Source organism: Methylomonas sp. BW4-1 (assembly GCF_052474385.1).
Window position 1 is genome coordinate 1189558 of the sequence record NZ_CP184125.1, and the last position, 15541, is coordinate 1205098.

A 15541-nucleotide genomic window follows, 5' to 3' on the forward strand; every position below is an offset into this window, starting at 1 on the left:
GGTTACCTACTCAAAGTTAAAAATATCAATCTCAATGGTTTCCGGCAGGGCCGGGGTTTGGTCCAACAGGGTTTGCGCGTCGCTGGCGACGGCGTCGGCGTCTATCACCAGGCCAGCGCGGGCGTTGAGTTCGTCCACTTTGCGCTGCAAGCGTTTTCGCTGATCGTCCACACGCTTGTCGCGGCGTTCTTCCAGGCGGCTCTTGTCGACGGCATCTATGGCGTTGATCAAATGTGCGTCGCAGATCCAGCGGCCGTCCTGGGTGCGGATCACGGCCACGCGGTTGTCCATCAAGTCGTACTCCAGCACCACCGGCATGTGGTTGTAGGCATGCAGGTCCGGATGGCCGTACTGGCGTTTGTTGTGGGTAATGCTGGCCCGCTTGACGGTCAGCACCACCGCTTGCCGCTTCATCTCCAGCAAATCGGCATGCGGCGGCAGCGGCGATAGTTCGCCCCAAATCTGCTGTCGCGTGACGTGCTTGTTCTCCGGATGCTGGCGTTGCACGTAGCGGTCTATCCAGGCGTTAAACGCGTCAGCAAACTCCATCAGGGTGGGCGCTTGCAGCTGGCCGGCCTTAACGGCCTTGATGGTTTCCGCGCGGGCCTCGTCGCACATGTCGTCGCCGCAGTAAAACGCGGGACGCCAAGCCTTTAGAAAGTCACGCTTTACTTCCACAAAGAAGCGTTCTATCCAGCCCTTGCCATGCGGGTTGCCCGGTATGGCGTGAATCACCTCGATGTTGTGGCGGGCATAAAAACCGGTCATCTCATCGCTCATCAGCTTGTTTTTATGGCCGGAGCCGTTATCCACATACAAAAACAGCGGCACGTGGTTCCAGCGGGCGAAAGTCTCCGCCCACAAGTTCTGCACGGCGGTGGTGCCTTCGTGCTCGTCGGCCCGCCAACCCACAATAAAGCGGCTGCGCATGTCCATGGCCACCGTCAGCTCCGGACGCCAGGGGAACTTGCCGTCGATAGGGTTGACCAGGTAAATATCGGCCATGTAACCGTCGGCCACGTAGACGTCGCCCGGCAGCGCGCGCTCGGTACAGCGGCGGATGTAAGCCTTCTCGGTCAACCGATACAGCTTGCGACCGATCCGCGCCGGGCTGTGACGGCCCAGCATGGCCGGTACGCTTTTCAGGTAGTTTTTGACCTGGTCGTAAGTGCAAGCAAAGCCGTCCACCTCCGCCAGTTGCCGCCACACCACCGACATTTCCGGGTTGCTGGGCTGGTTGTAATACTCCAGCGCCGGCCCCCACCAAGCGGGCTGCTCTTTAACCACTTTGCCTTTGTGAGCCTCCAACAGATCGACTCTACCGCCACCGTCTTTAACGACCTTTAGCCATTCGAAGATTGCGCTGCGGCTGGGCGAGATTCGGCCGGCCTTGGCGGCGCGCTGCATGGCGTTTTGTACATACGGGTGCAGACTGCCAACTTCGGCACGGGCCAGCAGGGTTTCCACCGCCTTGTTAGCGCTAAAGCCATCGCGCTCCATCTCGTGTATCGCGTGAACAATGTCCAACCGGGCGGTTGCCACGGCGCGCTGACTGTCGCTGGCCTCTTTCCAGGGATCGCGCTGACGTAGCGCGATAACCTGGGCAGTGGTGCGAACGGCAGGCGACTGCTTATCCACGCGTTGAACTAATGGGTTGCTGCGCATGACACATGCCCCTTATTGGCCCTTCTTCGGCCGGCCTGGGCCTTTGGGCCTGGCGTCTTCGCGCTTAGCCTTGGCGGCTTCGTGCTTGCGCTCGATCAATGGGTAATCCAGCAACCAATGCTCAGCCTCGTCATCGGTCAACATGTGCTTGCTGGCAATGGTGTCCGGCAAGTCGATCATGCTTTTTTCGCGGATGCGTTCGATCAAGGCCGTAGCGCGGGCGGCAATCACGTTGGCGGTGATGTAGATTTGCTCGATACGCAAATCCCGCTCGGTGATTTGTTCGCCGAATAACTCGCCGTTAAACACCGCTTGCAGGCTGTTTAAAGCCACTTCGCACTCGGCTTGGTAGGCCAAGCACTCTTCGCGGACGATGTGGGTTTGCGGCAGAAACACGTAGTCGCGGTTGTCGCGGTTTTTGAATTTTTCGATCATGGTGTCGCGGTGTTCCAATTCCGCTTCAAGGCGTTTGATTTGTTTTCCCTTTGCGTTTTCCATGTCATCGAGTCGCGCATCCTTATCGGCGATTTCTTTCTGCAGCGTTTCCTTTTCTTTGGCATGTCGCTCGATGATCGATTCAGCCATGTCCAAGAATTGATCTTTATCACCAGCCTTTGCCGCTTCGATCAGCGCAGTACGCTCTTCATCCGGAAGCCTGCGATATTGCTGCATGTCGCGGTAGCCGATGCCTATACGGGACATACTTTCCAAGGCTTCTTCGCCGAAAGCGTTAAGATTGGCAATATCATGGTCGGCTTTATCGACAGAAATACCCTGCAAAGCACAGAACTCATCCCAAGTTCCCTTGAAAAATTCCGAACAGTTCGGTTTTTTTGTGCCCTTCAGCGCCTTATAAAGCTTGGTTTCTTTGACATACGCCAGCTTAGAAACTCCGAGCGTTCGGGAAATTTGTTGAATCGCCTGGGCGGCTTGGGCTTGACCAAGGATTTGATTTAACAAATCACGGTCAGCGTTGCCTTGGGCGCCCCGATCACTTAAAACTGGCAATACACTAGTTGACAGATTACTTACATCCAATTCGGCCAACGGCAAAGAGCCAATCCCCAAATCGATATCTGGCTCAGTCATCAGACACCTCGCTTGTGAGCACCGCGCCAAGACTCACAGCCAAGCAAATTAATGAGACGCCCGCTCCATTGCGTTTCATAGTGTCAATCAGGCCATCAATATCCTCGTCAATCATCAACCATTTTTTAGCTTTATTGCGCACGTAAGCTTCTGACATAACCACAAGACGTGTTGCAGCCTCTGCGCAAAGCGTTGGTCTTTTTTCACTCGCTGTTTCTAATAATTTGTTCATGCTGCCTCCTGCTTCAATCCAAGAGCGACAGCCACTTTATGCGCCTCGCCGTAGTTGCCTTTGTTGGTACCGTTCATCACGGCTAGTACCGTGCGGTAATTCAGATTGTGTTGTTTCGCGAACTGCTTCTGGGTCACACCCTTCCTCCGCAAATCCGCTTTGACTTCTTCTAGTGTCATGGCCTAAGCTCCTTTGAAATGTTAAGACGTGACTTAATATAGTGAAAGTTTCTTCACGTGTCAATTATAAAAACAGGAAATTTATTTCATGAGCGCAGGTAGTCGATTAAAAGAAGAACGTGAGCGTTTGAAGCTCACGCAAAAATCAATGGCAGAAGCAGCTGGCACTACAACGCGCACGCAAATCTCATATGAAGGAAATGCAACCCCTCCAAAATCCGCTTACCTTGCTAAGGTTGCTGTGTTTGGTATAGATGTCGGATATGTGATTACTGGTAAACGCTTTGAAAACGTCGCCTGCACACCTACGGAATTGGCCTACCTACGCCAATGCCGAGCATTAGCTACCAAAGGGTTGGCGCAACAAGGCCTAGACGGCTTAAACTTCTTGAGGATTTCAAGCGGAATTGAATGGTCGGATATGCCAGCCGTCTATCAAGCCATGCAAACCGGCGAAGAAACCGAACCCACCAACGAAGGAGATAAGGAATGAGCGAAACGCCGCCTTGCGATAGCGGGGATACGTTAAGTAGTTTTAAAAAACACTTGGAGAGTTTGAAGGAAACAAAGGATAAACACGTCAAAATCCAAGGCTTTAAAGACGTAAAAGAAAAGTCTGTTGATCAGGTGACTGGCGTCCGAGATTGTGTGGCTACCGTTATCACATCATCGGGTGACAACCAAATCGATTATCAGGTTAACCCCAATCCAATTCAGCCAGAACACACAACACGCGATTTTTCTGTAGCCTGGGGATATTTAGGGGTTGCCCTAGTTTTTTATGGCAGCTGGGTATGGGTAATGCGCAGGGCTGGTCAATCGAAAATCATTCAATGGGCTGGCGGCTTTTTAGCCACAATAATGCTTGCTGCCAGCATACCGACGATGATAGATCGCCAAGAACAATTACAGCCACCTACCAGCATCGAATCTGCTAAATCGAAAATGCTCGGCACCTGGACGTACACCCAGCCACTTTACACGACAGGGGCATTCCCCTTTGAGTGGGTGAAATGGGAAATTAGAGACGACGGCACCATGACGGCGTGGCACGCAGCCCCAACGGACAACGATTGGGGGAAAGGAGAAACAAAGCGTTATGAGGTTATTACCGATAAGTTTTCAAACACTGGTGAGCGCTGGTACGGCATTGAAGATACCAATTACCACACTGTTGGTATTTATCAGAACGGACACATCGTGTTGTATTTTCGCTCTCAGATGAACGGCTCTGTCGGCATCATGGAGCGAGGCGAAAAAATCCCGTTTTCAAGATAATGATCAAATCCCTAATCTGCCGCCTAATCGGCCACAAATGGCGATTTGTAATGAGAAGCCTGGAAGGCGACAAAATATTTATTTGCCGCCGGTGTGGGAGACGCTTTCAGACGTATTAAATCTATTTGGCTCTAGCGCGCTGCAAAATTTTTGTTAAATGATCTGTCATGACATTTTCAACTAGCGTCCTATCCGAATCCGGAAAGCCAATCAGCTCACGCTTAGGAAGGCCTGGATGGTGGACACGCTTGGTTACAATGCCGGCAAAGGCCAATACCTGCGCGTGCTTTGGCACGATGTCATAAGGATTGGTACCAAAATGATGAAAGCCTGCCAGCTTGGCATCTCGCGCACCATCAAACCATAAGTGAAGCTCATCGTTATTAGTTTGATAGAGCAGGCTCATAAGCATCCGTCCTGTTTTTTTCAGCGGTCCGCCTTTGCGATTCCCCTCTGCCAATGTCAAATCGGACAGCTGTTTCCACTCCTTGCCTTCCGGATCGACGCCTTTTTCATGGCGTTTCCGATTAACCCGCAATAAAGATTCGCCGATGCTGTTCAACATCGCTTCGGGTTGATCTATTTCCTGTCTGGCAGCACGTAAGATATAGCTCAAATGACTGGTATCGAATTCAAGATCGAACTGCATAGATTCCTCCAGAAAAAAAGGGGCTCAAAGGCCCTCTGAGGTTAGGCGCTCTTGGCGCTCTAATTGGGGCTCATGGCCCTCGTTTTTAATCCTTAACCCCCACACCCAACCCACCCGCCACGGCGGATGCCACCGACAGCAGTTGGTTGACGTCATGAGTGCCCCAGCTGTAATAAATGCCAATGATGCCGGCGATTAGCCAGATCGCGCCGCGTTTGGTGGAGTTTTGGCTCCAGTCTATGCCTAGTTTCATGGTGTGCTCCTTTGGTAGCAATCAAAATGGAATGTCATCGTCAAAATCATCCGCCGCAGCCGGCGGGATGTTAGGGTTTTGCGCCGGGCTGTCTTTTTTGCCGGACAGCATTTTCATATCGGCGGCGATAATCTCGGTGGTGTAGCGCTCCTGGTTGTCGTGGCCTTGCCATTTGCGGGTCTTCAAACGGCCTTCGACGTAGATTTGCGCGCCTTTTGCCAGGTATTGTTTGGCGATATCGGCCAGGCCGCTGAAGAACACCACGCGGTGCCACTCGGTTTCTTCCTTGCGTTCCTGGGTGTTGCGGTCTTTCCAGCGCCGGGTGGTCGCCAGGTTGATGGTGGCGGTGGCCGTGCCGTCCGGCAGGTAGCGCACGTCCGGGTCGCCGCCCAGGCGGCCTATCAGCTGGACTTTAAAGAGCATGCAACCTCCCAGCCACTACCCTGCAACCTTCGCCGGCCAGCATGGCGATACAGATAAGCACGGCCACCACGGCGGCGCTGCCAGTAAATAGCGGTCTATCAAAAAAGGCTTTCATCGATACTCCTTGGGTGGTGGGTTATCGCCCTTGGGTAGCCGCAACAGGTTGCGCCATACCCGGTTAAAGAAACGAGGATCGGCGGTGACATCCTGCCAACGGGTGCCGCCGCGACTTTCGTAATACGTTTTGATGCGTTGGTAGTTGCTGTCGACACGGGCTTGCCAATTACTCATTGCCTGGCGGTGTGGGTGTATCGCTATCGGCTGCGGGTTGATAGCCAGCTGAATGACTAATTTTCCGGCATTCAAACACCTCGTTACCGACGTAAAACTTGCCTAACTTTTTGCATTCTGTGGCTACTGTTCTGTGCGCCGCTTCCCAGCCGATTACAAAGGCTAAAATGATTGCCAACCAGCTCATGGCGCATTGCCTCCAGGTAGAACAACCCATAAAGTCAGGCACGGCAAAGGATTGATACACAGCCGTTTGTTATACGGCGACCAATGTACGCCGATCCACAGACTGCTTAAACGAAACAGCCAGTCGCTTTCGATTTCATAAAGCCGCTTCAAAGGGAAGTTAAACAGTGTCCAGTCGAATATCACGCCGCCAAACGCAAGCATACGAGTCATAAGCAGCGCTAAATAAAATCCGCCCAATGCGAATAAGCAGATGTCCAAATAAATCAGAAATGCCGTCATTGCGGGACTCATATCTATTAACCTTCACCAAAGTGATTGGCCAGGCTTTCTTTGATTCCCTCAACGACCTCCATCGCCTTTTGTTCATCAATACCAGCAAACGCCGCCTCGGCTCTATCCCAGGCGTCATCGGCGTCGTCTTTAAATATCAATGCCGAGGAGCAGATACCCAGGCCGGCGGGCTTGAAATAAAACCGCACTTCCGGTCCTTCATCGCCTTCGTCCAGCTTGACTAATACTTGGTGGTCATCGGGTCCATAGAGCTTTGCAAACATGGGCTACTCCGGCTTTGCATCTTTAAAACGAATGGTCAACGTGAATTTGCAGCGGCCGTCTATCTCGCCGAACAACGACCAACCCAAAAATAGATTCAGATATTTTTCGCGCCAGGGGATGTACGCTCTCACCAGCCAATAGCCGTCCGGGCGCACCCACAGCCAATGCTCGTTCTGTATAGCCAGGTTGAACAACGTCCATACATCATCGCTTTTGCAGCCCAATATCCAGTGGTTAAGCCAATTAAAGCCGTTGCGGCGCATCCAGTCGGTGCGGTTTTCGTCGCTCAACGGGTCGGAGCCGGGCGGGATGTGTTCGGTTTGCCAGCCTTCATCGCCGCTCAATGGGTTATCTATGGTCATAAACCAAAACAGCCAGGGCTGTAGACCGAGTTTGTCTTTGGTACTGAACCATTTCACCGCTACCCAGGCCAGCCAGGGCCGCACCAATACCACCAGAAACACATGGATAGGCGCGTAGAGCAACCATTGGACGATGCGGAGCGGTATCCAAATATTGAATAGCTCCCGCGTTCGGCAGCGGTCTATCAATTTGCCGACCATGGGTAATACGGTGTGTACCAGCAGCAGGAACAGCCCCGCCGCGTGAGTGAGTAAAAACGCTAGTGCCTTTTTCATGTGTGTGCCTATGGGTTGAAGTGGCCTCGCACTCTACGCCGGGCACTGCTCGCCGCCAGCGCTGGAAACGTTTCCAGCCTAAGAAAACCTTACGCGCGCGCGTAACCTGCAATCTCCCGAGTGCTTAACCGACCTTTTGGAGATGACGATGAAATTGACCGGCCCAACCCTGTGGCTGCTAGCAGGTTTGCTGTTAGCAGTATTTGTTTTGACCTGGCTGCTTAACCCCGAGCAAGCCGCACCCACGATCCTGCACTTTGCCTTGCTGTTTAGCGGCGGCGTATCCGGCTATTACCTGGATTTGTTGCTGTTTCCGTATGCGCGGCCCAGTGGTTATTTGGCATTGGGTGAAAATCGATTGGAACCACGCCGGCCCAAGTTTGATGATGCCGATTACCCCATCAACGCCGGCTATCGGCGCGTGTTTATCGCCGCCACGCTGCGCCGAGCCGTGATTGTGGTGGTGTGTGTTTTGGCGATTGGATTGGGTGTCTGACATGCCGCGCCTGTATCTGGCCGGGCCTATGACCGGCATCGCCGATTACAACTATCCGCTGTTCAATGCAACCGCCGAGCAGCTGCGTGCCAAAGGCTTTGTGGTGGAAAACCCCGCCGAGAACCAGGCACCGGCCTGCGGCACCTGGGCGGGCTATATGCGCCTGGCATTACGCCAGGTGCTGGCCTGCGAGGTGGTGGCGTTTTTGCCGGGCTGGGAAGGCTCGCGCGGCGCGCGGCTGGAACACCAGGTAGCCACCGAGCTGGGCTTAAAAATATGTTTGGCGGCGGATTTACTCAACCCCTCATTACTCAAGGATGCACCATGAGCGACCAGAACAATAACGATACCGCCGTCGCCCAGGCCTTGGGCCAATTGACCGGCGAACTGCGGGTGATGCATCAAAGTTTAATGGTGCAAATTGAAGTGATCCGCAAAGATCTGCACCGGATAGAAGATGCTTCCAAAGAGCAAATGAACGCGATGGAAAGCCGGTTGATGAAGCATATCGACACCATGGGCGGTCGCATCACCGCGCTGGAAGCGGAAGACAAGCGCCAGGCGGTGGACATTGCCAAAAGCGGTGCGATAGGTGGCTTGGTCAGTGGCGTGATGACAGCAGCGGCGATAGAGCTTATCAAACGCCAGATGCACTTATAACAGGGGCACACGTGGCACATTCCCAAGAAACCCGCGATAACGTCCGCCGCAGTTACATCGAAGGCATGCCGCTTAACGGCGCGGCGATTTGTTGCGGCGTGAGCTACGACACCGCGCGCAGCTGGAAACAGCTGGCAAAAGAACGCGGCGACGACTGGGACACGGCGCGGGCGGCCTACCGAATCAGCGAGCAAGGCATCGATGACCTGAATAAGCAGCTGGTGGAGGATTTTGCCCGCCAGGTGATTACCACCACCCGGGAGCTGGAAACCGCACCGATTCCGGCAGCGGAAAAGGCTCAGTTGTTGGCGCAGTTGGCGGATGCGTATGCCAAGTTTAGTAAGGCGTTCAGCCGCATCAATCCGCAGTTTAGCGGCTTGTCGGTGGCGCTGGATACGCTGCGGATTATCGCCGATGAATTGCGCCAGCGCGATCCGCCGGCGCTTAGGGCCTTGCAGCCTTATCTTGAAGATATTGGGGCGGTGTTGGGGAAAAGGTATGGGTGATTCGAACAATGTAGGGTGGGTTAGCGACAGCGTAACCCACCGAACCGTTAAAAAATTGGAGCATATCAATGGCTGATGAAATTGGGCATATTGTTATCGTTGGACCTGTCGGAATAGGCAAATCGTTGGTATTGGCCAGGATTGAACAGGTTCTGCGCGATGAATTCGGCGCAGCCGTTGAAAATCTGGAATCTGACAGCCGTAGCTACCTAACCACTCCTCCGCAGGACTGGGAAAACGAGATGGTGGCAAAAACCACATGGGTGCTAAGCGAGCACGTGCAGCGCTAAACCATGTCTGACTCTCTCGACATCCAAGAAGTCAAAAATTGGAAAGAGTTCGAACGCGAGCTGGCCCTGCTCGGCGAGCAAATCCGTCAGCAGATCGAGCTGGAGTGCGAGGCGTTTGCGACCGATCCGGCGGCGAGTAAGGAGCGGCGGGAACGTGCCTGGCACGACTATGGCTATTTCTGCAAAACCTATTTCCCGCACTACGTCCCCACGCCGCATTTTAGCCAGTTTCACGAGTTTATCTTCCTGCGCTTCCCGCAAGTGATCGACGGCGCCGCCGATGGCCGCGAAGTGCACCAAGCGCCACGCGGCGAGGCTAAATCCACTTACGAAACCCAACTGGGGTCGCTGTGGTGCATCGTCACCGGCCGCAAGCACATGATCGGCATCATCATGAACACCGAGGAACAGGCAGCGGAGATGCTGGAAAGCATCAAGGCCGAGCTGGATACCAATCCGCGCCTGATGATGGACTTTCCGGACGCCTGCGGCCGGGGGCGGGTGTGGCAGGCGACGACCGCCATCACCGCCAACAACATCAAGATTCGCATCGGCGGTACCGGCAAGAAAATCCGGGGTATGAAGCACGGCCCACACCGGCCTGACCTGATCTTTCTGGACGACTTGGAGAACGACGAGAACGTCAAGGACAAGGGCCAGCGCGACAAGGTGCAAAAGTACGTATTAAGCGCGGTGCTGGGTTTGGCCGGACCGGGCGGCGGCATGGATGTGTTTTGGGTGGGCACCAGTTTGCATTACGACGCGGCAATCAACCGCGTCAGCCGTGCGCCGGGCTGGCGGCGCAAGGTGTTTCGGTCGATTCTGAAATGGCCGGACCGCATGGACCTTTGGGACCAGTGGGAAGCGCTGTATACCCGCAGCGGCGAGGATGACGAAAAGGAACGGTTCGAGGCCGAGGCGCTGGCGTTTTATATAAAGAATAAGGTCGCCATGGACGCCGGCGCGGTGGTCAGCTGGCCGGACGTGCGTCCTTTGTACCGGCTGATGTGCATGCGGGCGATTAATCACGACGCCTTTAGCCAGGAGCAGCAAAACGAAGCGGGCAATGATGAAAACGCGCCATTTAAATATATTCAATTCTGGGTTAATCGGCTTTCAGACTGGGTTTATTTTGGCTCCATAGACCCTTCATTGGGTAAGAAAGGCACGGTTAAAGGCGACCCGTCGGCGATTTTGGTGGGCGGTTTGGACCGCAAAAAGATGGTGCTGGATGTGGTGGAAGCCGATATCGCCCGCCGCGTACCGGATTTGATCATTAGCCGAGCGATTGATCTGCAAGCCGAGTACGGTTGTTTGGCCTGGGCGGTTGAAACGGTGCAGTTCCAGGCGTTTTTGCATAGCGAGTTGATCAAACGCGCGGCGCTGTTGGGTATTGCGTTTCCGGGCATTCCGGTAGTGCCGGATACCGACAAGGCGCTGCGCATCATCAGCCTGCAACCGCATATCAACAACGGGCTGATTCGCTTGCACCGCAGCCAGTCCACGCTGATCGAGCAATTAAAGTTCTGGCCGGAAGCCGATCACGACGACGGCCCGGACGCGCTGGAAATGCTGTGGCAGATCGCCAAACAGTTTGGCGGTGAATTTGAATACACGCCGGCGGGCGGTGGGCGCGGCAAACGCCGGTCTACCAGCCGCCGGAGTGCTGATTATGATGAGGATTGGGATGATGATTGATACAGCGTTTGATCTAAGCGAGTTCACCGACGACGAGCAGCTCCAGATATTGAATCGAGTGAATGAAGAAAAAGCCGATATTTTGAAGCAGCGTGAATTAGCCAAATGGAAGCACACAGCGCATTTGAATAATGTCGCGTTGTTGCGGATCGCGGCGGATTATCTTGATTGGCTTTATATCAATGAGCGAGGTTCGAGTTTATCGACGTTTGTTAACCAGTTTTGTTATGACTCTAAGTTAGCAAGCGCTGTTTTTAATCAGGTTGGAAAGCTATACGGCGAAATGAACACGATGGTATTTCCAAGTGATGCATTGTTCGGCGATGTCGATTACGCAAAGCCGCCGTATTCAGTGGAGGTAGAGGATGTTTGAATTAATTATTGGTGTAATCGTTGGCGTAATTGTTGGTGGGGTTATCTGCTTTGTTTGGTTTGCTAAGAGCCTTTGGGGATCTGGAGGTTGGCGATGATTAAACAAGCCAAAGCCGCCCTAGCCAAACTCACCCAGGTCAGCAAAAAAGGCCTGGAAACCCTGCAAGCCGGCGCTCGATCCACGCAAAGCCACATGCTCAATTACATGAGCGTCAACACGCTGGACCCGACCCGCCTGGCCGCCGCCTTCGCCCAGGCCGACCAGGGCTATATCACCGACCAGGCCACGCTGTTTGAGCTGGTGGAAGAACAAGACCCGCATATTTTCGCGGAACTTGCCAAGCGGCGCCGGGCTGTGACCGGGTTAGATTGGGATTTGCATCCAAAGGACGATGCGACCCAAGCCGAGATCGACCGCACCCAGGAATTAAAGGACATGCTGTGTCAGATCAAAGGAGTTGACGATGCCGCGCAGCGAAAATACCAAAGCTTTTCTGACGTCTTATTCGATTTAACGGACGCGATTGGTAAAGGGTTGGCCGCTCAAGAGATCCAGTGGCGGACCGGCGCGGAATGGGTGCCGGAAGCCTTGCACTGGGTACCGCAGCGCGAGTTTCAGATCGAACTTAAAACCGGTGAGCTGATGTATCGCAAAAACGGCATACCGGAGTCACTGCGGCAGTGGGGGTGGGTCATTCATGAGCACCGGGCTAAGAGTGGCTACATTGAGCAAGCGGCGCTGTTCCGGGTGTTGGCCTGGACGTATGCGTACAAGGCCTACAACGTGCGCGACATGCAGCGGTTTTTGGAGGTGTACGGCATGCCGCTACGCCTGGGTAAATATCCGAGCGGCATCGGTAAGGCCGAACGCGACCAGCTGCTGAAGGCTGTGCGCAATATCGGCAACGACGGCGCCGGCATCGTGCCCAGCACGATGACGATTGATTTTGTCACGCAAACATCAACAGGCAACGTCACCGATTTTTTAAACGCGATCCAGTATTGGGAGCGCAAGCAGTCGATGGCGATCCTAGGCGGTACGTTGACCAGCCAGGCGGACGGTAAAACGTCGACCAATGCGCTGGGCAAAGTGCATGACAAAGTAAGGCGGGAGATCATGCTGCACGACGTCCAACAGATTCAACCGACCGTTAACCGCGATATCGTCCGTCCTATTGTGCTGTTAAATGGCATGTTTGCCAAAGACCGCGCGCCAGAATTCCGCTACGACACCGCCGACGAGGTGGATCAAAAAGCAATGGCGGAAGTGTTGGATTTAGCGGCGGCGATGGGGATGGAGATTGAAGTGGATTGGGCGCATAAGGCCTTGCAAATCCCGAAGGCCGGTAAGGATGCGAAGATTTTATCGGCATCCGGCAAAGCGGCGGCGCCATCACCGGCTAATGCGGCTTTGACGCGGCTGGCTGCACTGGCAAAGCAACAGGCGTCCGGCGATATCGTCGGCAATTACAGTCAGCAGTTGGCGGCGCTATGCATGCCGCACGAAGAGGCGGCGATTCAGCAGATTGCGGCGGTGGTGGCAGCGGCCGGTTCGTTTGATGAGGCGATTGCCGGGATCGAGGCGTTGAATTTAAGCGGTTCCGCCTGGGCGGACTCGTTGCAGTTGGGTATGGCGGCGGCGCATTTGGCGGGGCGCGATGAAATTGGCGGTGGTCGATGAGCAATGTGCATATTGAGATTAAGCAAGCGACCGTGCGCCGGTTTGAGGATGGCAAATCGTTTGAAAACGCCGACCCGTTTAATTTAATTACCACGCTAGATTTTATCGGCCGTGGCGAAGTGCAGATGGGTGGCGACCTGGCGTTTCCGGAAGCGCCGATCACCCGTGCCGATTTGCGCGAATTGAAGCGCCAATTGATTGGGGGCTATAGCGTCAGGCGCTTGTATTGCTGGCGTGCAAAAGGTCACAAACCGCCGTTTCCGGGTCGACCGATCCGCGAAGACGGCAATTTAGTGTATTGGGAGATGGTGTTTTGAGCGATACGCCCGCTAAATTGCCGTTTAGCCAGGCGATTGATTTTTATAAGGCCAAAATCCAGCTGCCGACATCCGGCTGGACCGATATTTGGCAGGAGCAGCATAGCCACGCGTTTGTGGTGGCCGGCGCCGCGCAGGATGCGCTGGTGGAGGATTTTTATAATGCGCTGTTCGACGCCAAACAAAACGGCGATGGTTATGAGGATTTTCGGCAGCGGTTTGATGAGATCGTTGGCAAGCACGGCTGGAGTTACAACGGTTCTGCGGGTTGGCGTAGCAAGATTATCTACGATACCAATATTAACCAGTCTTATAACGCGGGGCGCTATCAACAAATGGTGGCGGTCAAGCATTTGCGGCCTTATTGGGAATATGACCACACCTCAATCGAGCATCCGCGCCTGGAGCATAAAGCCTGGGATGGTTTGATTTTATCGGCAGACGATGTTTGGTGGGATACGCATATGCCACAGAACGGTTGGGGCTGTCGGTGTCGCGTCAATTCACTGTCCAATTACGAAGCGGAACAGGCATGGCAGGCCAAAGGTAAATCCGGGCCAGATGCCGCGCCGCCTATCGAGTGGGAAGATAAGGTCGTTGGCGCTAAAGGCAGCAATCCGCGCACGGTGCGGGTGCCGAAAGGGATCGATCCGGGGTTTGCGTACAATCCGGGTAAAGCCTATCTGGAACCGTTGACTGTGCCGCCGTTGACGGGTTACGACGCTGTATTGAAGCAGCGCGATAAGCCATGGCCGACTGGGTTTAAAGTACCGGACATGCCGAAACCGACCAAGGTTTCATCGAATATTTTGTTGCCAGCCGATATCGCCCCGGCAGCGGCGGTGACTGAGTTTTTGGATATTTTCGGCGCTACCTTGGAGCAAGGCGCGGCGTTTACCGATGCGGCGGGCAGTACGCTGGCGATTACCAAGGCTTTATTTGAGGATGGTAAAGGCGATTTTAAGTGGCTGGCTGATTCAGATAAAGAACACCGGCTGCAATATCTCAATTTGTTGGCGATGACGCTGATCGAACCGGATGAAATCTGGTGGGTTTGGGTACAGGATACCAAAGAAAAAGGTCGTTGGCGGTTAAAACGTCGGTATTTGCGGGCTTTGGAAATTGACGGCAAAAATGAATTTGCGTATGCGGTTTTCGAGTGGGGACAGACGGGTTGGACTGGCTCGACGGTGTTTATGGGGTCGCAAAAATCGGAAAAGGCGCGCGAGGGTTACTTTGATCGGCAGCGGGCCGGCAGGATGGTCTTCAAGAAATAAAAAACGCGACCTTTTAAGGGTCGCGTTTATGGATCGGATACTGTGCAGTAGCGCGCGAGGCGCAGTCTGACCGATTCACACCTTTATTATATAGGCGGCGGTGGATTATGCAATTTGAGATAGAGTTTGAGGCCAGTCATTTAGATCGGATGATGGAGGCAATCCGCCGGGAAATTGCAACGCCTGAAGAGATGCTTGGCAGCATCGGCGAATCGTTGTTACGTGTGAATAGGCGGCGGCATGAGGCAGGGGTTGATCCAGAAGGTAAGGATTGGAAGGCGTTGTCGCCTTTGACTTTGGGCAGCGCTGTTTGGAAAAATCAGGATGAATCATTCCGAAAATCTAAATCTTTAAGCATCGAAGCAGCCAGAAAAATCCGCTCAAAACGGGGCGGTGTTTTGAAGGACTCTGGTAGGATGCTGGCTAGTTTCAATTATCAAGTTTCGAGCGATACGCTAGTTTTGGGGTTTGATGGCCCCAGAGATGCAAAGTTGGCTGGGTGGCATCATGGCGGAACCGATCCTTATACGATCCTTCCAAAGGATAAAAAAGCGCTGTCGTTCGCCGGCATTATCACCAAACGGGTTAATCATCCTGGGTTGCCAAAACGGGAGCTGGTCGGCTTTCCTGATAGCGATAAAAACTTGGTCGAGAATGTGACTGCTGATCATTTATTGCGTGTTTTACAACGCGTTCGATGACGGAATAAATGGCGTTTAAACGGTATTTATTCCGCAACTGTTGGGGCTATTTTTCTGATATTCATCGGGATATTTCCGCACTTTCATCCCTAAACTGTCCGG

General features: G+C 53.8%; 27 protein-coding genes. 14 read left to right on the plus strand and 13 right to left on the minus strand.

Features of this window, described 5'->3' with window-relative positions:
* Positions 1-6: 6 nt before the first annotated feature.
* From ACH5Y9_RS05450 to ACH5Y9_RS05465, 4 genes are read right to left on the minus strand one after another with little or no spacing between them, the layout of a single operon-like run.
* Entirely contained in the window at positions 7-1665 is a 1659-nt protein-coding gene (locus ACH5Y9_RS05450; RefSeq protein WP_445368832.1) for a Mu transposase C-terminal domain-containing protein, read from the minus strand.
* Positions 1666-1677: 12 nt separating this feature from the next.
* On the minus strand, positions 1678-2754 hold the full coding sequence (locus tag ACH5Y9_RS05455; protein ID WP_445368833.1) for a hypothetical protein: 1077 nt from the start codon (positions 2752-2754) through the stop codon (positions 1678-1680).
* Entirely contained in the window at positions 2747-2986 is a 240-nt protein-coding gene (locus ACH5Y9_RS05460) for a hypothetical protein (protein WP_445368834.1), read from the minus strand. The genes ACH5Y9_RS05455 and ACH5Y9_RS05460 overlap by 8 nt, the downstream gene beginning before the upstream one ends.
* Entirely contained in the window at positions 2983-3165 is a 183-nt protein-coding gene (locus ACH5Y9_RS05465; protein ID WP_445368835.1) for a DNA-binding protein, read from the minus strand. Before ACH5Y9_RS05465 ends, ACH5Y9_RS05460 begins: the two co-directional genes overlap by 4 nt.
* An 88-nt stretch (positions 3166-3253) precedes the next feature.
* Between ACH5Y9_RS05465 and ACH5Y9_RS05470 the strand changes: the two genes are divergently transcribed.
* Genes ACH5Y9_RS05470 through ACH5Y9_RS05480 form a run of 3 tightly spaced genes read left to right on the plus strand, consistent with a single transcriptional unit; the run spans position 3254 to position 4562 of the window.
* Positions 3254-3658: a helix-turn-helix domain-containing protein gene (locus ACH5Y9_RS05470; protein WP_445368836.1), complete on the plus strand. Its 405-nt coding sequence runs from the start codon at positions 3254-3256 to the stop codon at positions 3656-3658.
* Positions 3655-4443, plus strand: coding sequence for a hypothetical protein (locus tag ACH5Y9_RS05475; protein ID WP_445368837.1), 789 nt, complete (start codon positions 3655-3657; stop codon positions 4441-4443). The genes ACH5Y9_RS05470 and ACH5Y9_RS05475 overlap by 4 nt, the downstream gene beginning before the upstream one ends.
* Complete coding sequence (locus ACH5Y9_RS05480) at positions 4443-4562, plus strand: DUF1660 family phage protein (RefSeq protein WP_445368838.1); 120 nt, start codon at positions 4443-4445, stop codon at positions 4560-4562. Before ACH5Y9_RS05475 ends, ACH5Y9_RS05480 begins: the two co-directional genes overlap by 1 nt.
* A 2-nt stretch (positions 4563-4564) precedes the next feature.
* On the opposite strand, the gene ACH5Y9_RS05485 is transcribed toward ACH5Y9_RS05480, so the two are convergent.
* From ACH5Y9_RS05485 to ACH5Y9_RS05525, 9 genes are all read right to left on the minus strand, one after another.
* Positions 4565-5092, minus strand: a complete 528-nt coding sequence (locus tag ACH5Y9_RS05485; protein WP_445368839.1) for a phage virion morphogenesis protein — start codon at positions 5090-5092, stop codon at positions 4565-4567.
* A gap of 85 nt (positions 5093-5177) precedes the next feature.
* Positions 5178-5345, minus strand: a complete 168-nt coding sequence (locus ACH5Y9_RS05490; RefSeq protein WP_445368840.1) for a hypothetical protein — start codon at positions 5343-5345, stop codon at positions 5178-5180.
* A gap of 21 nt (positions 5346-5366) precedes the next feature.
* Positions 5367-5768, minus strand: a complete 402-nt coding sequence (locus ACH5Y9_RS05495) for a single-stranded DNA-binding protein (protein WP_445368841.1) — start codon at positions 5766-5768, stop codon at positions 5367-5369.
* A complete protein-coding gene (locus tag ACH5Y9_RS05500) occupies positions 5758-5883 on the minus strand; it encodes a hypothetical protein (protein WP_445368842.1) in 126 nt (41 codons plus the stop codon). The genes ACH5Y9_RS05495 and ACH5Y9_RS05500 overlap by 11 nt, the downstream gene beginning before the upstream one ends.
* On the minus strand, positions 5880-6059 hold the full coding sequence (locus ACH5Y9_RS05505; RefSeq protein ID WP_445368843.1) for a hypothetical protein: 180 nt from the start codon (positions 6057-6059) through the stop codon (positions 5880-5882). Before ACH5Y9_RS05505 ends, ACH5Y9_RS05500 begins: the two co-directional genes overlap by 4 nt.
* Positions 6052-6246: a hypothetical protein gene (locus ACH5Y9_RS05510; protein WP_445368844.1), complete on the minus strand. Its 195-nt coding sequence runs from the start codon at positions 6244-6246 to the stop codon at positions 6052-6054. The genes ACH5Y9_RS05505 and ACH5Y9_RS05510 overlap by 8 nt, the downstream gene beginning before the upstream one ends.
* Complete coding sequence (locus ACH5Y9_RS05515; protein WP_445368845.1) at positions 6243-6539, minus strand: hypothetical protein; 297 nt, start codon at positions 6537-6539, stop codon at positions 6243-6245. The genes ACH5Y9_RS05510 and ACH5Y9_RS05515 overlap by 4 nt, the downstream gene beginning before the upstream one ends.
* A 5-nt stretch (positions 6540-6544) precedes the next feature.
* The gene (locus tag ACH5Y9_RS05520; RefSeq protein WP_445368846.1) at positions 6545-6802 is read right to left on the minus strand and encodes a hypothetical protein; all 258 of its coding nucleotides are present in this window, start codon (positions 6800-6802) and stop codon (positions 6545-6547) included.
* A 3-nt stretch (positions 6803-6805) separates the two neighbouring features.
* A complete protein-coding gene (locus ACH5Y9_RS05525) occupies positions 6806-7441 on the minus strand; it encodes a DUF7338 family protein (RefSeq protein ID WP_445368847.1) in 636 nt (211 codons plus the stop codon).
* A gap of 148 nt (positions 7442-7589) precedes the next feature.
* On the opposite strand from ACH5Y9_RS05525, the gene ACH5Y9_RS05530 reads away from it, so the two are divergent.
* From ACH5Y9_RS05530 to ACH5Y9_RS05580, 11 genes are all read left to right on the plus strand, one after another.
* Positions 7590-7937 carry a putative holin gene (locus tag ACH5Y9_RS05530; RefSeq protein WP_445368848.1) on the plus strand — a complete coding sequence of 116 codons (348 nt, stop codon included), beginning with the start codon at positions 7590-7592 and terminating at the stop codon, positions 7935-7937.
* 1 nt (position 7938) lies between these two features.
* Complete coding sequence (locus ACH5Y9_RS05535) at positions 7939-8265, plus strand: DUF4406 domain-containing protein (protein WP_445368849.1); 327 nt, start codon at positions 7939-7941, stop codon at positions 8263-8265.
* Positions 8262-8597, plus strand: coding sequence for a hypothetical protein (locus tag ACH5Y9_RS05540; RefSeq protein WP_445368850.1), 336 nt, complete (start codon positions 8262-8264; stop codon positions 8595-8597). Before ACH5Y9_RS05535 ends, ACH5Y9_RS05540 begins: the two co-directional genes overlap by 4 nt.
* 11 nt (positions 8598-8608) lie before the next feature.
* Positions 8609-9103: a DUF1804 family protein gene (locus ACH5Y9_RS05545; RefSeq protein WP_445368851.1), complete on the plus strand. Its 495-nt coding sequence runs from the start codon at positions 8609-8611 to the stop codon at positions 9101-9103.
* 68 nt (positions 9104-9171) lie between these two features.
* The gene (locus tag ACH5Y9_RS05550; protein WP_445368852.1) at positions 9172-9393 is read left to right on the plus strand and encodes a hypothetical protein; all 222 of its coding nucleotides are present in this window, start codon (positions 9172-9174) and stop codon (positions 9391-9393) included.
* A 3-nt stretch (positions 9394-9396) separates the two neighbouring features.
* Positions 9397-11091, plus strand: coding sequence for a phage terminase large subunit (terL, locus tag ACH5Y9_RS05555; RefSeq protein WP_445368853.1), 1695 nt, complete (start codon positions 9397-9399; stop codon positions 11089-11091).
* Positions 11081-11464 (plus strand): hypothetical protein, encoded by a 384-nt coding sequence (locus ACH5Y9_RS05560; protein WP_445368854.1) that lies wholly within the window; start codon positions 11081-11083, stop codon positions 11462-11464. The genes terL and ACH5Y9_RS05560 overlap by 11 nt, the downstream gene beginning before the upstream one ends.
* 93 nt (positions 11465-11557) lie before the next feature.
* Positions 11558-13144 carry a DUF935 domain-containing protein gene (locus tag ACH5Y9_RS05565; protein WP_445368855.1) on the plus strand — a complete coding sequence of 529 codons (1587 nt, stop codon included), beginning with the start codon at positions 11558-11560 and terminating at the stop codon, positions 13142-13144.
* Positions 13141-13461 carry a hypothetical protein gene (locus ACH5Y9_RS05570; protein WP_205454298.1) on the plus strand — a complete coding sequence of 107 codons (321 nt, stop codon included), beginning with the start codon at positions 13141-13143 and terminating at the stop codon, positions 13459-13461. The genes ACH5Y9_RS05565 and ACH5Y9_RS05570 overlap by 4 nt, the downstream gene beginning before the upstream one ends.
* Positions 13458-14738: a PBECR2 nuclease fold domain-containing protein gene (locus tag ACH5Y9_RS05575; protein ID WP_445368856.1), complete on the plus strand. Its 1281-nt coding sequence runs from the start codon at positions 13458-13460 to the stop codon at positions 14736-14738. The genes ACH5Y9_RS05570 and ACH5Y9_RS05575 overlap by 4 nt, the downstream gene beginning before the upstream one ends.
* A 107-nt stretch (positions 14739-14845) precedes the next feature.
* Positions 14846-15439 (plus strand): phage virion morphogenesis protein, encoded by a 594-nt coding sequence (locus ACH5Y9_RS05580; protein ID WP_445368857.1) that lies wholly within the window; start codon positions 14846-14848, stop codon positions 15437-15439.
* The last annotated feature ends 102 nt before the right edge of the window (positions 15440-15541 follow it).

Excerpts from the sequence above, each read along its gene's own strand:
- ACH5Y9_RS05465 (WP_445368835.1), bottom strand. The coding sequence starts at position 3,165 with ATGACACTAGAAGAAGTCAAAGCGGATTTGCGGAGGAAGGGTGTGACC.
- ACH5Y9_RS05570 (WP_205454298.1), top strand. The coding sequence starts at position 13,141 with ATGAGCAATGTGCATATTGAGATTAAGCAAGCGACCGTGCGCCGGTTT.
- ACH5Y9_RS05475 (WP_445368837.1), top strand. The coding sequence starts at position 3,655 with ATGAGCGAAACGCCGCCTTGCGATAGCGGGGATACGTTAAGTAGTTTT.
- ACH5Y9_RS05520 (WP_445368846.1), bottom strand. The coding sequence starts at position 6,802 with ATGTTTGCAAAGCTCTATGGACCCGATGACCACCAAGTATTAGTCAAG.
- ACH5Y9_RS05460 (WP_445368834.1), bottom strand. The coding sequence starts at position 2,986 with ATGAACAAATTATTAGAAACAGCGAGTGAAAAAAGACCAACGCTTTGC.
- terL (WP_445368853.1), top strand. The coding sequence starts at position 9,397 with ATGTCTGACTCTCTCGACATCCAAGAAGTCAAAAATTGGAAAGAGTTC.
- ACH5Y9_RS05560 (WP_445368854.1), top strand. The coding sequence starts at position 11,081 with ATGATGATTGATACAGCGTTTGATCTAAGCGAGTTCACCGACGACGAG.
- ACH5Y9_RS05525 (WP_445368847.1), bottom strand. The coding sequence starts at position 7,441 with ATGAAAAAGGCACTAGCGTTTTTACTCACTCACGCGGCGGGGCTGTTC.
- ACH5Y9_RS05540 (WP_445368850.1), top strand. The coding sequence starts at position 8,262 with ATGAGCGACCAGAACAATAACGATACCGCCGTCGCCCAGGCCTTGGGC.
- ACH5Y9_RS05530 (WP_445368848.1), top strand. The coding sequence starts at position 7,590 with ATGAAATTGACCGGCCCAACCCTGTGGCTGCTAGCAGGTTTGCTGTTA.
- ACH5Y9_RS05485 (WP_445368839.1), bottom strand. The coding sequence starts at position 5,092 with ATGCAGTTCGATCTTGAATTCGATACCAGTCATTTGAGCTATATCTTA.
- ACH5Y9_RS05505 (WP_445368843.1), bottom strand. The coding sequence starts at position 6,059 with ATGAGTAATTGGCAAGCCCGTGTCGACAGCAACTACCAACGCATCAAA.
- ACH5Y9_RS05495 (WP_445368841.1), bottom strand. The coding sequence starts at position 5,768 with ATGCTCTTTAAAGTCCAGCTGATAGGCCGCCTGGGCGGCGACCCGGAC.
- ACH5Y9_RS05490 (WP_445368840.1), bottom strand. The coding sequence starts at position 5,345 with ATGAAACTAGGCATAGACTGGAGCCAAAACTCCACCAAACGCGGCGCG.
- ACH5Y9_RS05510 (WP_445368844.1), bottom strand. The coding sequence starts at position 6,246 with ATGAGCTGGTTGGCAATCATTTTAGCCTTTGTAATCGGCTGGGAAGCG.
- ACH5Y9_RS05565 (WP_445368855.1), top strand. The coding sequence starts at position 11,558 with ATGATTAAACAAGCCAAAGCCGCCCTAGCCAAACTCACCCAGGTCAGC.
- ACH5Y9_RS05455 (WP_445368833.1), bottom strand. The coding sequence starts at position 2,754 with ATGACTGAGCCAGATATCGATTTGGGGATTGGCTCTTTGCCGTTGGCC.
- ACH5Y9_RS05550 (WP_445368852.1), top strand. The coding sequence starts at position 9,172 with ATGGCTGATGAAATTGGGCATATTGTTATCGTTGGACCTGTCGGAATA.
- ACH5Y9_RS05515 (WP_445368845.1), bottom strand. The coding sequence starts at position 6,539 with ATGAGTCCCGCAATGACGGCATTTCTGATTTATTTGGACATCTGCTTA.
- ACH5Y9_RS05580 (WP_445368857.1), top strand. The coding sequence starts at position 14,846 with ATGCAATTTGAGATAGAGTTTGAGGCCAGTCATTTAGATCGGATGATG.
- ACH5Y9_RS05535 (WP_445368849.1), top strand. The coding sequence starts at position 7,939 with ATGCCGCGCCTGTATCTGGCCGGGCCTATGACCGGCATCGCCGATTAC.
- ACH5Y9_RS05470 (WP_445368836.1), top strand. The coding sequence starts at position 3,254 with ATGAGCGCAGGTAGTCGATTAAAAGAAGAACGTGAGCGTTTGAAGCTC.
- ACH5Y9_RS05500 (WP_445368842.1), bottom strand. The coding sequence starts at position 5,883 with ATGAAAGCCTTTTTTGATAGACCGCTATTTACTGGCAGCGCCGCCGTG.
- ACH5Y9_RS05450 (WP_445368832.1), bottom strand. The coding sequence starts at position 1,665 with ATGCGCAGCAACCCATTAGTTCAACGCGTGGATAAGCAGTCGCCTGCC.
- ACH5Y9_RS05480 (WP_445368838.1), top strand. The coding sequence starts at position 4,443 with ATGATCAAATCCCTAATCTGCCGCCTAATCGGCCACAAATGGCGATTT.